The organism is Chondromyces apiculatus DSM 436 (genome assembly GCF_000601485.1).
GTDB classification, from domain to species: Bacteria; Myxococcota_A; Polyangia; order Polyangiales; family Polyangiaceae; genus Chondromyces; species Chondromyces apiculatus.
Map to the genome: position 1 here is coordinate 176,247 of NZ_ASRX01000005.1, position 15,010 is coordinate 191,256.

The window sequence follows — 15,010 nt, forward strand, 5'->3', positions numbered from 1 at the left end:
GGAACGTCGCGGGCTGCGCGGACCTTGCAGAGAACCTTGCAGCGAACCGCGCATCTCGTGGGCGGATCGTACCACCCGCGGGCGTGGCTCGGGCCTGCAGGCGCGCGCCCGTGCTACAACGGGTCGACTGGCCGCGCCTTCTCCTGCGGGCCACCAGGGATCTCCCCATGATTGGAACCTTTCAGCGTCGGATTCAGCAGCAGGTCGAGCGCCTCAAGGACAAGAACCTGCACACCTGGCTGGGCGGTTACGCCCGTCACCTGGCGGAGAGCGTGCGGGCCCCCAAGGTGAGTGGGCCGAGGCACCTCCTCTTCGCCGTGTGCGACCACTGGGAGCCCGGGTGGGACAACGCCAGCCGCGAGGTCGGCGACGCGCGGGTCAAGGCCTGGTCGGACGGTTACCCGGCGCTCGCGAAGGGCTACGTGGACGCCGACGGCCGGCACCCGCGCCACTCGTTCTTCTTCCCCGGCGAGCAGTACGTGCCCGAGTGGATGGATGCCCTCGCCGACCTCGCGCGCGCGGGCCTCGGCGAGGTCGAGTTCCACCTGCACCACGACGGCGACACCACCGCGAAGCTGCGTGACGACCTGCGCCGGTACATCGACGAGATCGGGCGGCACGGGCACTTCTCGCGCGACCCCACAGGAAGGGCTCGCTACGCCTTCATCCACGGCAACTGGTGCCTCGCCAACTCGCGCAAGGACGGCTCCGCGTGCGGCGTGGACGACGAGATCCCGCTGCTCTTCGAGACCGGTTGCTACGCTGACTTCACCTTTCCCTCGGCCCCCGACGAGTCCCAGCCGAACATCGTCAACCAGATCTACTGGCCCACCGGAGACCTGGCGCGGCGGCGCGCCTACGAGAGCGGCGTGCGCGCCAGGGTCGGCGAGGTGATGGAGGACCGGATCCTCATGATCGAGGGGCCCCTCTGCCTCACCCGCCGCCCTGGAAAGCTCTCGATGCGCCTGGAGTACAGCGGCCTCCAGCCCTCGGACCCGCCGACCCCCGAGCGCGTGAAGAACTGGGTGGAGCAGAACATCCACGTCCAGGGCCGCCCCGAGTGGGTGTTCGTGAAGGTGTACGCGCACGGCGCGCCGGAGTACCAGGCCGGCCCGCTGCTCGGAGAGCACGGCCACATGCTCCACCGCGAGCTGACGAGCCGCTACAACGACGGCAAGGAGTGGGTCCTCCACTACGTGACGGCGCGCGAGATGTACAACATCGCGATCGCCGCCCTGGAGGGCAAGAGCGGCAACCCCTACGACCACCGCGACCACCGCCTCTCCCCGCCGCCCTGCGTGAGCGGCGCCGCTTCGGCCTGAGCGCAGCCTGAGCGCACCCCCTCTCCATCGAGGAGTGCTGGGCCTCACCCGCCGCGGCGGTGCGCCTCCATGTGCTGCTCGATGCGCGCCACGGCCACCGTCACCCCATCCTCCGCCCGGATCTTCTCGCCCATCGCCTCGGCGCGGCGCTGCATCGCCGTGTCCTGAGTGGCCTGGAGCGCGGCGGCGAGGCGGGTTGCGTTGAGGCGTGGACGCAGGATCGGCGCCGGGCCCAGGCCCAGCTCCTCCACGCGGCGCCCCCAGTAGGGCTGGTCAGCGATGTGGGGGACCACGACGGCCGGGCGCCCGGCGCGCAGGCAAGCGGCCACCGTCCCCGCGCCCCCGTGTGTCACCACCGCCGACACGCGCGGGAAGAGCCAGTCGTGGGGCGCGCTGTCGAGGCGCAGGATGCTTTCCGGGAGCGCGACCCCCCCGAGCCCAGCCCAGCCCGAGAGCAGGATCGCGCGGCGCCCGCTCCGGGTCACGGCGTCGACGAGGAGGCGCGTGACCGCCGCCGGATCGCCCGTGGTCATGCTCCCGAAGCCCACGCAGAGGGGCGGCTCGCCGGCATCGAGGAAGCGCGTCAGCGCCTCGGGGGGCTCGTAGCCCTTGCCCTCGTCGAGGAACCAGTAACCGCACACCTCCCAGACGTCGGGCCAGTCGGGCGCGCGGGGGGCGACGTGCGCGCTGCATCCGTGCACCATCTTCGTGCGCCGCAGCATCGCCATCGCCTCGCCCCGGGTGAGCGGCGGCAGGCCCAGGCGCTCCTCGCGGAGCCGGTTGGCGAACGCGCCGCTGATGCGCCACAGCGTCTCCTCGAGCAGCTTCCCGAGCAGCAGGTTGAGCGCGCTGTCCCGGTGCGGCGCGGCGGCCAGGAGGGCCGAGGGCCCGTGCCGCGTCGCCAGCGGTGAGGGCTGGAGGGGCAGGCAGACGTGCAACGCCCCCGAGGCCTCGGCGATGGATGCGGTGTGCACGACCGTGGTGATGCTGCTGAGGATCACCTCGGCGCCGTCGGCGGCGCGCAGGAGGTCCGCCGCCAGGATCTCGTCCTGCTGCGCGAAGAGGCGGCGCATCATCTTCACCCCGACCAGCGGATTGGCGCCCGTGTCGGCCCACGTGCGCCCCAGCTCGGAGCGCATCAACGTCTCCATGTTCAGCTCGGCCGGGACCGCTTCGAGCCCGTGCCCCTCGATCCAGCGGAGAAAGCCCGCGCCAGCGAGCACGCGGACCCTGTGCCCGCGCGCCGCGAGCCCCTTGCCGAGCGCGATCAGGGGCTGGAGGTCGCCGCGCGTGCCGATCCCGATGAGGCAGATGTTCATGGTGTCCTTCGCCTGGCCTCAGCGTCCGCGGGCGCTCGAGCCTTCAGGCCTGCGGGCTGCGATGATCCCCTCGATCGCGTCGACGGCCGTGGTCACGCCGTCCTCGGCGCGGATCTTCGCGCCCATGGCCTCCGCGTTGCGGCGGATCGCCGGGTCGCTGGTCAGGGCGATGGCCTCCGCGAGGCGGTCGGCGCGGAGGCGCGGGCGCGGGATGGGTGACGGCCCGAGCTGGAGCTCGGCGACGCGGCGGCCCCAGTAGATCTGGTCGCTCATGTGGGGGACGACGAGCGTCGGCCGGCCCGCGCGCAGGCTGGCCGCGACGGAGCCCGCCCCCCCGTGGGTGACGACCGCCGCAACCCTGGGAAAGAGCCAGTCGTGGGGAGCGCTGTCGATCTGGAAGAAGGTGTCCGGCAGAGGCACTCCCCCGAGCCCAGCCCAGCCCGACAGGAGGATCGCGCGCCGGCCGCTGCGGCTGATGGCATCGATGAACATCCGGGTGAGCGCCGCCGGATCGCTGGCCGGCATGCTGCCGAAGCCGATGCACACCGGCGGCTCTCCCGCGTCGAGGAAGCGCGTCAGGCTCTCGGGCGGCGCATAGGGCTCGGCCTCGTCGAGGAACCAGTAGCCCGTGACCTGCCAGTCGGCGGGCCAGTCCGGCGCGCGCGGGGCGATGTGCGCGCTACACCCGTGGAGGGTGGGCGTGCGGCGGAGGGCCTCGAAGGCCGTGCTCCGGGTGTGCTCGGGGAGGCGGAGCCGTTCCCGGCGGAGCCGGTTCACGTTGGCGCCTGTCCACCGCCAGATGGTGGGCTCGACCATCGCCTTCGCGAAGAGCTGGTTGAGCACGCTGTCCTTTCCGGGGACGACCGCGGCGAGCGAGGAAGGACCGTGCCGGGTGGCGAGCGCCGACGGCTGGAGCGGCACGCTGATGTGCAGCGCGCCCGTCGCCTCCGCGATGGAGCAGGCCTGAAAGTCGGAGGTGAAGCTGCTGAGGATGAGTTCTGCCCCCTCGCAGGCGTGGAGGATGTCCTCGGTGAGAGCCCAGCCGAACTGCTCGTGGATCCGGGCCACCGCGCGGCTGGCGAGGAGGGGATTGGTGCCCTTCTCGGCCCACGCCACGCCCCACTCGGTGCGCATGATGTCCTGCATGTCGAGCGAGGAGGGGGCCGTCTCCAGCCCGTGCTTGACGATCCAGGGGTGAAAGTTGGTGCCGGCGAGGACGCGGACCGTGTGGCCGCGCGCCGCCAGGCCTTTGCCGAGTGCGACCGAGGGCTGGACGTCGCCACGGCTACCGAGCGCAAGGAGGGTGATCTTCATCCGGGTCTCCTGGCCTGGGAGCGTACGCAGAGGCCAAGGTCCCTGTCCCGTGTGGCGCACCACCGCCCACCGCGAGGTGACGGCAACCTGCGCCATGGTGGCCCCGGTCACGTATCACGGGTACAACCGGAGGCATGCCTCGTCCGATCCTCGCGCTGGCGCTGCTCCTGCTCTCGGCGCCCCTTGCTGCGTGCTCTTCGTCCACCGTCGTCGGTCCAAACAGCTCCGGGCAGGGTGGTTCGGGGCAGGGTGGCGCCGGTGCAGGTGGTTCTGGTGAAGGTGGCTCCGGGCAAGGTGGCTTCGGGCAAGGCGGCTCCGGGCAGGGTGGCGCGTGCGCCGAGGGGGAGAGCCTTCTCTACGACATGCCCGGGTGCGGCCCCGAGGTTCAACCGGTCTGCTCACTCCCACCGCCCCCCTGCGCCGACCCGTTCTGCGGTTGCAACGGTCAGACCATCTACGGATGCGGCCTGACCGCGGAGAAGTACCAGTTCAAGGGAGCCTGCGAGGACGGCGCGCCGAAGAAGCCGGCCCCTGAGAGCCCCTGATCCCCCGAGCCCTGCCGCCATGAAGGGCTGAGATCCTTCGACAGACCCGGAACGACGAGCTGGAAGCTCGCCTTGATGTTGCGTCGCTGTCGCCTCGTCGTGAAGGATGACACCAGGCGTTCACGGTGAGCGCACCAGATCGAGGAGCTTTCCTCGCCGGTGCCCAGCGCATCTGGACGCCTCCGCGTGGCTCGGACACGCTACCTGCATGAAGCGCCTCTCCCCTGGCCGAGCCCTGCTGGTCCTGCTGCCTGCGCTGTCCCTCGTTCCCCTGCTGTGCCGCTGCGGCGGGGACGATCCCGCGAAGCCTGCGACCACGGGCACGGGCGGCACGGGCGGCGGGGCTGGAGGTGCCGGCGGGGCTGGCTCCACCAGCTCGGGCACGGCAGGGGGCAATCCGGATGGCGGTGTCGAGGTGCTGCCCGATCTGGATCCCGCGCTCGCCTGGTACGGCCAGAACCGCCAGCGGCTCGACGCCTTCATCGATGCGCACGGGCGCAACGATCCGGGCTACGACCCCGCGCGCCGTCCGGTCGCGGTGTTCGACTGGGACAACACCGTCATCAAGAACGACGTCGGCGACGCCACGATGTTCTGGATGCTGCGCCACGACCTGATCCGGCAGCCGGCTGGCAAGAACTGGCGGCTCACCAGCCCCTATCTCACCGCGGCAGCGCGCACCGCTCTCGATGTAGCCTGCGGGGCGCTGGTGGATGCAGGGCAGCCCTTGCCGACCAGCACGTCGAGCGCGTGCGCCGATGCGATCCTGAGCATCTACGTCGACGGGACGACTACCGGCGGCGCCGCCGCGTTCGAGGGGTACAACCACCGCTGGATCTCGCCGGGCTATGCGTGGCTGGCCCAGCTCCAGGCGGGCTACCTGCCGGCGGAGATCAGGAGCTTCGCGGATGCCGCCATCACCGAGGCCCTCGCGGCCGATCTCGGGGCGACGCACACCATCGGCACCCGGACGGGGCTCGCCGCGACGCTGCGCATCTACGACCAGATCCGCGACCTCATCGGGGTGATGCAGGAGAACGGCCTCGATGTGTGGGTGGTGTCGGCGTCGCCGCAGTTCGTGGTCGAGCCCTTCGCGGAGCGGGTGGGGATCGCCGCGGATCATGTGGTCGGCATCCGTCAGGTCACGGGCGGGGACGGCCGCCTCACGGCGAACCTCCAGGGCTGCGGCTCGGTGCCCGATGGCCAGAACGACGGCAGCGGCAACGTCACCGGCAACGCGCTCATCACCTACATCGAGGGCAAGCGCTGCTGGATCAACAAGGTGATCTACGGCGACACGGGGCCGAACGCCCTCACGAAGACGGCGGACCCGGCGAAGCGGCAGGTGTTCGGCGCCGGGGACTCGGACACGGACGTGACCTTCCTGCAGGACGCGACCGCGATGAAGCTGGTCGTGAACCGCAACAAGAAGGAGATCATGTGCAACGGCTACCGGAACCTCGGGGACCGGTGGCTCGTGAACCCGATGTTCATCGCGCCGAGGCCTCGCTACGACGCCGGGTACGCCTGCGCGACGAATGCCTGCGTCGATGCGAGCGGCGCCGGGGCGCCCTGCCTGGACGAGGAGGGACAGGTCATTCCGGAGCAGGTGGACAGCGTGTATTGAGGATCCCGAGGAAACCCCACGGAGCCCATGCCTCCCAAGCTGATCCGCGTCTACTCGGAAGACAACCACTTCCAGCGCGCCGAGGTGCTGAAGCGAAACCGCACCAAGCGCCACAAGTACGGGGAGTTCTTCGTCGAGGGGGTGCGGTCGATCAACGAGGCGCTTCGCTGCGGCTGGAAGATCAATGCGTTCCTCTATCCGAGGGACGTGCAGCTCTCGGGGTGGGCGCGGGAGATCCTCGCCACTTCGAAGGCGGATGCCCACCTCGAGCTTCCCGCGGCCCTGCTCGACAAGCTGAGCGAGAAGAACGAATCCTCCGAGATCGCCGCGATCATCAGCACGCCGAAGGATGATCTCGCCCGCATTCCGGTGCGCGACGACCTCCTCGTCCTGCTCCTCGACCGCCCCACGAACCCCGGCAACTTCGGGACCACGATCCGTGCGGCAGCGGCGTTCGGCGCGCACGGGATCGTGGTCACGGGCCACACCGCGGATCTCTACGATCCGATCACGGTGAGGGCGAGCGTGGGGACGCTGTTCTCCCAGACCATCGTCCGCGTGTCGTCGAACAACGAACTGCTGCCCTGGCTGGAGGGGCTGAAGCCGCGGATCCCCGGGCTGCAGCTCGTCGTCTCCGGCCACGAGGGTGAGCACCAGATCCACGAGTGCAACTTCCGGCGCCCGACGGTCCTGGTGCTGGGCAACGAGACCCGGGGCGCGAGCACGCTGTTCAAGGATCTCGCCGACGAGACCGCGCGCATCCCGCTCGAAGGGGTGACCACCTCGCTCAACGTGAGCTGCGCCGCGTCGATCTTCCTGTACGAGATCGCCAGGCAGCGCCGGTTCTCTCGGGAATGAGCCACCGATGCACGGCGCGCTTCGGGGATGATCCGCTGGCTGTCGTGCGCGGGGTCAGCCGTGCCGGAAGGCGTGGACGACGTCGGTGAGGATGTCGCGGTAGCGGTTGCCGACGTCGTTCCAGGAGAGTGACTCGACGGTGCTGCGGAGTGCTTGCGGGTCCCAGGTGCGGTCCGCGGCCGCGGCGAGGGCCTGGGCTAGGGCGTCGGGGTCGTCGGCGGGGACGAGGATGCCGTTCGGATCGTCGCCTTCGCGGACCAATTCGGGGACGCCGCCCACGCGCGAGGCGACCACGGGGCGGCCCGAGGCGAGGGCCTCCAGGACCACGTTGGGGCAGCCTTCGCGGCGGCTGGGGAGGCAGAAGACGTCGCAGGCGGCCATGTAGCCGGGGATGTCCTTGGGGAGGGCCCAGCCGAGGAGCCTTGCGCGCTCGCCGAGGCCGAGGGCGGCGGCGCGGGCCTTCAGCGGCTCGAGAAGCGGACCGCCGCCCACCGTGAGGAGGTGGATGTCGTGCCGGCCCATGCGATCGAGCTTGCCCATGGCCTCGATGAGGACGTCGACGCCCTTCTCGGGGAGGTGGTAGCCGGCGTAGAGGACGAGCTTCACGCCCTCGGGGATGCCGAGCGTGGCGCGGGCTGGCGCCTTGTCCTGGGGGGTGAAGCGGGCGCCGTCGACGGCGTTGTGGAGGACCGTGACGCGCTCGTGGGGGACGCCGAGCTCCTCGACGCGCTCGCCGAGGGCGGCGCTGACCGCGATCACCCGCTGGCAGCGCTGGAGGGCCTGGGAGATCTGCGGGCGGAGGGCGGGCCAGCTCGCGGCTTCGTTGACGTCGCTGCCGAGGACGGTGGTGACGAGCGGGGTCTCGTACTCGTCGGCGAAGCGCGCGGCGGCTGCGGTGTCGGGGTAGGCCCAGGCGGCGAGGAGGACGTCCCAGGGATACTCGCGGCGGATCCTGGCGAGCAGGGGCCGGAGCGAGTGGTAGACGGCGGCGGCGTGGAGCTGCGGGACCTTGGGGACCGACCAGTAGCTCGGGAAGAGCGCGTCGATGCCGGTGTGGGTCTCGCGCGGGGTGCGGATCAGCTCCAGGGGGGCCTCACGGGCGCGCGCCCACCAGGCGATGGGAGCGACGAGGCGCACGTCGCAGTGGCGGGCGAGGGCACGGTAGGTGTGCTGGCTCCACGGGGCGACCGTGGGCTCGCGGCGCGAGGGGTAGTGCTGGGTGAGGACGAGGACCCTCACGCGGCGCCCCCGCCGTGGGTCGCGCCGTGTCCGGCGCGGCGGCCAGCGATGCCGATGCGCGGGGACTCCAGCACGCGGAGGTAGAGGTCCTCGTACTTGCGGGCCATCCGGGCGAAGGAGAAGTCCTCTTCGACCCTGATCTTGCCGCGCGCGCCCATCTCCCGACCAAGCTCGGGGTTCTCGACGAGGCGGCCGATGGCCTCGGCGAGGGCGCGGGGGTCGTCGACCGGGACGACCAGGCCGTGGACGTTGTCCGTGACCACCTCGGGGACGCCGCCGACGGGGGTGACGACGACCGGCAGGCTGCGGGCCATGGCCTCCAGGATGCTGAGCGGGAGGCCCTCGGCGCGGGAGGGGAGGACGAAGAAGTCCATGCCCGCGAGCAGGTCCGGGACGTCCTTGCGGAAGCCCAGGAAGGTGACCCACTCGGGGCCGAGGCGAAGCTCCTTGGCGAGGCCGTGGATGCGGTCGCGCTCGTCGCCGTCGCCTGCGACGAGGACGCGCACGCGGGCGTTCGGGCCTTCCGGGCCGCGGGGCTCGGCGGTGGCCGTCAGCTCCAGGTCCTCGTCGCGCAGGATGGCGAGCGCGCGGAGGAGGACGTCGTGGCCCTTCACGCGGTGGAAGGCGGCGGGGAGGATGCCCACGAACTCGTGCTCGCCGAGGCCGAGGTTCTTGCGCACCTCCTCGCGGGTCTTGCGGGCGGGAGCGATCTCGATGCCGTTGTGGATGGCCAGGATCTCGTCGACGACGCCGACGGCGCCGCAGCGGTCGGCGGTGTCCTGGGAGCAGCCGACCACCGCGTCCGCCTGGCGCCACTCGTACTGAGAAGGGACCCGGACGATGCCGCGGGTCTGCGCGTGATCGGTGTAGACCAGGCGAGACCGGGTGATGAGCTTGCCGATGGTGGCGTAGTGGAGGGAGGTCGGGTTGTGGGCGTGGATGACGTGGGGCCGCGCCGTGCCGACCGCGAGCGCCGCGCGGGCGAGGCGCTCGATCTTGTTGCCCTGGAGCACGGTCGTGGGCAGGCCGCGCTCGCGGGCGATGTCCTCGAGAGGGCCGGGGCGGAGCGCGAGGATGGACGCATCGTGCCCCTGCTGCCGCTGCACCTCGACGAGCCGCAAGACGAAGTGCTCCATGCCTCCACCCTGGAGGCTGCTGACCGTGTGGACGATGCGGAGCTTGGGCATTCCTTCGTGGTAGCCGAAGCGACGCGGGTCCGGAAGCCCTTGTCCTCGACGAGGCGCGCGAGGCGCGGCGGGTCCCTCTTGCCCCACGCCGCGCCGGCGGGGTACTTACGGCGGCATGGATCAGCGGCTCCGGGGACTGCTCGACGACAACGTGCGACGGTTGCCGGGGGCGGAAGCGGCCTCGAAGCTGATGGTCGCCCAGGCCGAGGTGCTCGCGGCCCTCGCCCGCAGGCGGCTCTCGGACGATCCGGCGCCCGTCGCCGATGCGGTGACCCCGGCCGAGATCCCCTCCGTGGCCGAGCTGGGGCCCGGGGATAGGGTGCTCGCCGAGATCGATCAGGACGGGTTCGCCTTCGCGGATCACCCGGCGGACGAACCTTTCTTCAACCGGCGCACCGAGAAGTTCCCGCGGCTGCGCTACCGCCTGCACGTGGTGCTCTACCGGGGACGGGTGTGCGTGCGGAAGCAGTTCGTGGGCGTGCCGGAGGGTGTGCCGCTCGGGCCGCGGCTGTGGAGCGCCTCCGGTCTGTTCTTCTTCACCGAGGCGGCGGCGCTCCTGCGCTTGCGGGCCACAGGGTTCGTCCCGGTGCTGCGCGGGGTGAACCTGGTGAACCGCACCCTGCACATGGACTACATCCGGGGAAAGACGCTGCAGCACGATCTGGCGGGGCGCGGCGCGCGTCTGCTCGACATCGACCTCGCCGTGACGGGGCAGCTCTTCGACCCGGAGCGCGACCGCTGGGAGAGCGAGGCGTTCGCGAAGGACGGAGAGACCCACCGTGACGGGATCGCCGCGATGATCCGGACGATGAACCTGCGCGGCGTCGCCCCCATCGACGTGAAGCTCGGCAACGTGCTCATCGGCGCGAAGACGGGGGCACTCTACTGGCTCGACTTCGAGCGCGCGGCCCTCGACGCGGTCCCCGGCTACCCGGCGCAGCTCGCGGAGCAGCACCGGCTGGTCGAGGCGCACTTCGGGATCAAGCCGCTGGAGGGGTAGGACGAGGGGTGGGGGATCTGCCGCCTGCGGGGGGCGCCTCATCACCCGCGGGAAGTGGCTCGTCGCCCGCGGGCGGTGGTCCCGCTTCGAGCTGCCGGAGCACATGCCGCAGGTGGAGGCGGAGCTGGTAGATCTCGGCCATCGCCCAGAGCGGGGCGCTGAGCTGTCCGAGCTTGCCCTGGAGGTCGCGCAGGGTGGTGATCATCTGCGTGCGCCGCAGGGGTTCGACGTCGCCTGACAGCTCGCGCTCGGCGTGGCGCAGCACCTGGTAGTGGCGGTAGATCCGCGAGCGGATCCGCCACTCGTAGATGGGCTGCGCGAGCTTCACGAGCGAGAAGAGCACCGTGAGCAGCGGGACCAGCATGAACTTGAGCCGGTCGAGCAGGGAGGCCAGCCAGAAGGGGAGGAAGCGGTAGAGGAACGACTGCCCCTGGGTGAGGATGCGCTTGCCCTGGGGATGGATGGGGATCTCCAGGTTGCGTGACGAGGGGAACTCGCCGGGCGCGTCGAGCAGGTTGCCCGCCTCGTGGGCGGCGATCACCGCGTCGAGGAGGAGCGGGATGAGCGCGGGGTGGAGGCCCTCGCTGGCGACGAGCGCGGCTGGAGGCGCGACGAGGGTGATGGGCTCGGGAGGGATGTTGCGGCCCAGATCGAAGAGGCCCTCGCTGAGGGTGACGCTGGTCAGGAAGGGGTGGAGGCGGGTGTAGCTCTCGTGCTGGCGGAAGTGGAGCAGGTGCACCCCCTCGGTGCGGATCAGGGTCTGGACCGGCTCCGCGCCCGGGCCGACCACGAAGAACGCGGCGTCCGCGCGGTCCTCGCGCAAGGCCTCGGCGGCCTCGGCGTCGGTGAGGGCCAGCAGCGGCGCGCCTGCTGCGGACTGGGACGCCGGAGTGATGCCGTTGTCCTCGAGGAGCCGGAGCGCCAGGGTGCGGGTGCCGCTGCCTTCGGGGCCGATGGAGAGCCGTTTGCCAGCGAGATCGGAGAGGCGTTCGTGGCGGTGGTCGCCACGGTGGAAGACCCAGAGGGGCTCTCGGTAGAGGCTGGCCAGGGCGGAGAGGTGGTGCACGACCTCCGGGGGGGCCGCGCCGCCCTGCACGAAGGCCACGGAGATGCCGCTCGCAGGGTCGAGCAGCAGGCGGAGGTTCTCGGACGAGCCAGCCGTCTCGCGGATGTCGAGCTGGATGCCTGCACGGGCGAGGGTGTCGCGGTACGCCTCGGCGAAGGCGTGGTAGCGGCCGGTGCGCTGGCCCGTGGCGATGGTGATGCGGCGTGGAGGGGGAGGCTCCACGAAGAGGAGGTACGTGCCCACCAGCGCCGCGACGCCGATCGCCAGGAGGAGGCCCCAGACGCGCAGGAGTTCCTTGCGGTAGCTCTCGAGGTTGGGGCGGCGGAGGCGCTTCTTGATCATGAGATGGGGGCCATCTTTCCGCTCAGGGTCGACTTCGGGAGAGCCGGGAACTCACGGCGTCGGTTGCTGTCATGACGGGCCATGATTGCCCGCAAGCACCCCCACAGGCGAGCCCGCCGTGCACGTAAGCTCCTGCCGCTGTCTGCTGCCGCCCTGACGGGTGTGGCGCTCGCGTCGGGTTCTCCGGAGGCCAGTGCCTACGACGACGTGCAGGGTCTGCGCTCCGTCGATCTGGTGGAGACGACGCACCAGATCGACCTCGCGGTGGATCACGGACACGCCTCGCTCGTGGTCCGCAGGACGGTGTTCAACGGTGGCCCGCGGCACGATCAAGCGACCTTTTTCCTCCCGATGCCCGAGGGCGCCGTGGCCACCAGCCTCGCGTCGCTGGGCGTGAAAGACGGTCACCCGTTCTGGTTCCGCGGTGAGCTGATGGAGGCCGAGGCGGCAGCGGCGAAGTACCAGGAGCTGACGGGTGTCGGGGGGTTCTATCCAAAGGATCCAGCGCTGCTCTCGTGGCGTCACCAGGGGCTGCTCGCGCTGCAGGTGTTCCCCTGCGCGCCCGACCAGCCGAAGACGGTGGAGTACACGCTGCGGCTCCCGACGACTTACCGGGGCGGGCGACATCACCTGCGGCTCCCGAGGCTGGGCACGGAGACGCTGTCTCCGGTGGTGATGCTGTCCCCGGCACGGAAGGGGGATCAGCTCTTCGTGGCGGGTCGGCCGGTGCAGGCCGGCGCGGCGCTTGCCCTCACGGCAGAGGAGACCGAGATCGCGCTGGCCCCGCGGGCCACCCGGGAGATCGAGGGTGCTCTGGCCGCCGTGCCGGTGGGCAAGGAGCGGTCGCTGGTCCAGTTCCAGTTCGACACGCCCGCGAAGCTGTCGGAGCTGCCGCGCAACGCGCGCGTGGTGGTGGTGATCGATGGGTCCCGGTCGCTGTCTGAAGAGAAGGGGAAGGCGGGGATCGCGGCCGTCAAGGCGTACCTCGGGCACCTCCCCGACGCGCTGGTGCAGGTGATCACCTTCGACCGGGTGGTCAGGCCGCAGCCCGGGGGGTTCGTCTCGTCGGCGGCGGCGCGGTCGACGCTCGATCGGCTCACGCTGGAGCCCAGGAATGGCAGCCGGCTCGACGACGCGCTGGCGCGGGCGGACGCCCTGCTGGCCGGGTTCCCGCGGTCGCTGCCGCGCAGGATCGTGGTGGTCACCGATCTCCTCACGCGCTCGACGCTCACACCCGACCGGGTGGGGGCGCTCGTGAAGAAGAGTGGCGCCCTGGTGCACGTGGGCCTGCCGTCGGAGGGAGCCCCGGAGCTCGCGCGGGACGACGAACACGCGTGGGCGGCGCCGATCCGGGCGACAGGGGGGTTGATCTGGCGCGCCTCGACGAGCCAGGAGGCCGAGGATGCCGCCGAGATGAGGCGTGTGTACGAGGAGTGGGCGCGTCCGGTGCGGCTCGACAAGGTGGCCGTGGAGGTGTCGGGGTTCGCGCTGGAGGAGGGCGGGTTCCCGGAGCAGCTCCCCGAGGGCGAGGGCGTGGAGCACCACGGGATTCACGCGGCGAAGGGGCCGGTGACCGAGGTGGCGCTCCGCGGGGAGCTGTGGGCGAGCCCGGTGCGCAAGGTGCTCCGCCCCGAGGTGGCGCACGGCAAGCTGTGGTCGGCGCTGGTGTTCGGGAGCAATCTCCTCGGGGATCTCTCCGAGGAGGAGATGATGCCGCTGGCGATGCGCGGCGGGGCGGTGTCGCCGGTGACCAGCTACCTGGCCATCGAGCCCGGGGTGCGCCCGTCGACGGAAGGGATCGAGCCGGGGGAAGCGGCGGGGGGAATGGTCGGGGCAGGCTCCGTGGGCCTCAACGGTTTCGGCCGTGGCATGGGTAGCGGCGGCGGCATCGACCCCATGACGTTCCTGCGCAAGACACTGGGGGCCGCGTTCCAGAGCTGCCCGGCCGGGCCCAGGAGCGCCACGGTGACGCTGGAGACGACCCTCGACGAGGTGGTGGAGGTCCCGGCGATCCAGGTGGATGGAGCGGCGGATGCGGCCGTGTCGCGCTGCCTGGAGGAGGCGACATGGGGGCTCGATCTGCCGTTCACGTTCAAGGCCGCGTGGACCAGTTACGTGGTGCGCCTGGCGCGCTGAGCGCCGCGAGAGGTCGAGCAGGGCGTGTTATGCGTGCGGGGGGCCTGTCCTCGTAGGTCGGGCACTCAGCGGGGGGCTTTGTCGGTCGGGTTCTTCTTCCCGGAACTCAGCATCTCGATGGTGCCCGCGACACGCCGCGCGCGCGTCTCGGGCTTCCTGGCTTCCTCGATCCAGCGCACGTATTCCTTGCGGTGCGAGGGGGCCAGGGTGCTCCACAGGGCCCTGGCGGGCTCGCTCCCGGTGAGGGCCTCGGCCAGATCCTGAGGAGCCGTCACGATCTGCTTCGGTGCGGAGGCCATGGATCCGGTGCCAGAGGGCGCAGCCGCCTCGCGGGCCGTTCCTTGCGTTTCACGTTGCGCCCTGGCGGCTGGCGCCACCACGGAGCCGACCTTCCGCTGCACGCTGGCCTCGGGCTTGAAGCGCAGCGCCGACCAGGTGTCGTCGACGGCGACCTGCGTGACGGGTCCCCAGCCTGCCGCCGTCACCACGTCCCAGCCCACGTCGCGCGTGATGTCCGTCTTCACGCCTGACGTTTTCTTGGGATACGAGATCCAGAGGACACCCCCTTCGCGGACGGCGGCGATGGCCTTCGGCGCATTCCTGGCGAGATCTTTCGCCTGCTGCACGAAGAGGTGGACCACGTCGAAGGTGCCGCGCGCGGTGCGCGAGAGGGTGGCTCCCTCGGGGAGGGGATCGAGCGCGCCCGCGTGATCTTCGGGCGCATCGATCAGGAGGACACGGTGTCCGGCTTTGAGCTGGAGCTTGGCGGCGAGCGCGCTGGTCATCGGAGCCTCTGCAGGAGGCTAACAGCGCTCGCGGTGGCCATGCGGGCGAAGAGATCCGCCACACGCGCGCGGAGCTGTCGCCCGTGGCGCCCGGGGATGCGGGAGAAATTCCCTGCCGCATGCACGGCGCGGGTGTGAGCCACGCGTGCACGTGGGTCGCGCGGCAGGGTGAGGGGTGACCCTGTCGATGGCGCAGTTTGTCAAGAGGGTGTCTTCGCTGATCTGCGCCTCGCCGACGGCCGGCGCGTGCTAGCGTCGCGCGCCGTGCGA

At 71.2% G+C, this 15,010-nt stretch carries 12 protein-coding genes; 6 read left to right on the plus strand and 6 right to left on the minus strand.

The genetic code is table 11. The features are described from left to right. Window positions 1–167: 167 nt before the first annotated feature. Complete coding sequence (locus tag CAP_RS03830; protein ID WP_044236149.1) at window positions 168–1,322, plus strand: hypothetical protein; 1,155 nt, start codon at window positions 168–170, stop codon at window positions 1,320–1,322. A 44-nt stretch (window positions 1,323–1,366) separates the two neighbouring features. Here CAP_RS03830 and CAP_RS03835 read toward each other — a convergent pair whose 3' ends face one another. Beyond that, window positions 1,367–2,641, minus strand: coding sequence for a glycosyltransferase (locus CAP_RS03835; RefSeq protein ID WP_044236151.1), 1,275 nt, complete (start codon window positions 2,639–2,641; stop codon window positions 1,367–1,369). Between the two features lie 18 nt (window positions 2,642–2,659). Then, window positions 2,660–3,955, minus strand: a complete 1,296-nt coding sequence (locus CAP_RS03840; protein WP_044236153.1) for a glycosyltransferase — start codon at window positions 3,953–3,955, stop codon at window positions 2,660–2,662. Between the two features lie 134 nt (window positions 3,956–4,089). Here CAP_RS03840 and CAP_RS51870 point away from each other — a divergent pair, with 134 nt between their 5' ends. From CAP_RS51870 to CAP_RS03855, 3 genes are all read left to right on the plus strand, one after another. Continuing rightward, on the plus strand, window positions 4,090–4,500 hold the full coding sequence (locus CAP_RS51870; protein WP_044236155.1) for a hypothetical protein: 411 nt from the start codon (window positions 4,090–4,092) through the stop codon (window positions 4,498–4,500). Window positions 4,501–4,708: 208 nt separating this feature from the next. Continuing rightward, a complete protein-coding gene (locus CAP_RS03850) occupies window positions 4,709–6,127 on the plus strand; it encodes a haloacid dehalogenase-like hydrolase (protein WP_197040987.1) in 1,419 nt (472 codons plus the stop codon). 27 nt (window positions 6,128–6,154) lie between these two features. Further along, entirely contained in the window at window positions 6,155–6,985 is an 831-nt protein-coding gene (locus tag CAP_RS03855; RefSeq protein WP_044236157.1) for an RNA methyltransferase, read from the plus strand. Between the two features lie 54 nt (window positions 6,986–7,039). On the opposite strand, the gene CAP_RS03860 is transcribed toward CAP_RS03855, so the two are convergent. Both CAP_RS03860 and CAP_RS03865 read right to left on the minus strand, forming a co-directional pair. Further along, window positions 7,040–8,224 (minus strand): glycosyltransferase family 4 protein, encoded by a 1,185-nt coding sequence (locus CAP_RS03860; protein ID WP_052374103.1) that lies wholly within the window; start codon window positions 8,222–8,224, stop codon window positions 7,040–7,042. Continuing rightward, window positions 8,221–9,411, minus strand: a complete 1,191-nt coding sequence (locus CAP_RS03865; RefSeq protein WP_063748634.1) for a glycosyltransferase family 4 protein — start codon at window positions 9,409–9,411, stop codon at window positions 8,221–8,223. Before CAP_RS03865 ends, CAP_RS03860 begins: the two co-directional genes overlap by 4 nt. Window positions 9,412–9,526: 115 nt before the next feature. Here CAP_RS03865 and CAP_RS03870 point away from each other — a divergent pair, with 115 nt between their 5' ends. Next, window positions 9,527–10,411 (plus strand): BUD32 family EKC/KEOPS complex subunit, encoded by an 885-nt coding sequence (locus CAP_RS03870; protein WP_044236158.1) that lies wholly within the window; start codon window positions 9,527–9,529, stop codon window positions 10,409–10,411. Here the strand turns inward: CAP_RS03870 and CAP_RS03875 are convergent. Next, a complete protein-coding gene (locus CAP_RS03875) occupies window positions 10,392–11,819 on the minus strand; it encodes a TAXI family TRAP transporter solute-binding subunit (protein ID WP_052374104.1) in 1,428 nt (475 codons plus the stop codon). The genes CAP_RS03870 and CAP_RS03875 overlap by 20 nt on opposite strands. Before the next feature lie 162 nt (window positions 11,820–11,981). Between CAP_RS03875 and CAP_RS03880 the strand changes: the two genes are divergently transcribed. Continuing rightward, complete coding sequence (locus CAP_RS03880; protein WP_044236160.1) at window positions 11,982–13,955, plus strand: vWA domain-containing protein; 1,974 nt, start codon at window positions 11,982–11,984, stop codon at window positions 13,953–13,955. Between the two features lie 65 nt (window positions 13,956–14,020). Here CAP_RS03880 and CAP_RS46970 read toward each other — a convergent pair whose 3' ends face one another. Beyond that, the gene (locus tag CAP_RS46970; RefSeq protein WP_063748635.1) at window positions 14,021–14,740 is read right to left on the minus strand and encodes a YdeI/OmpD-associated family protein; all 720 of its coding nucleotides are present in this window, start codon (window positions 14,738–14,740) and stop codon (window positions 14,021–14,023) included. Between the last annotated feature and the right edge of the window lie 270 nt (window positions 14,741–15,010).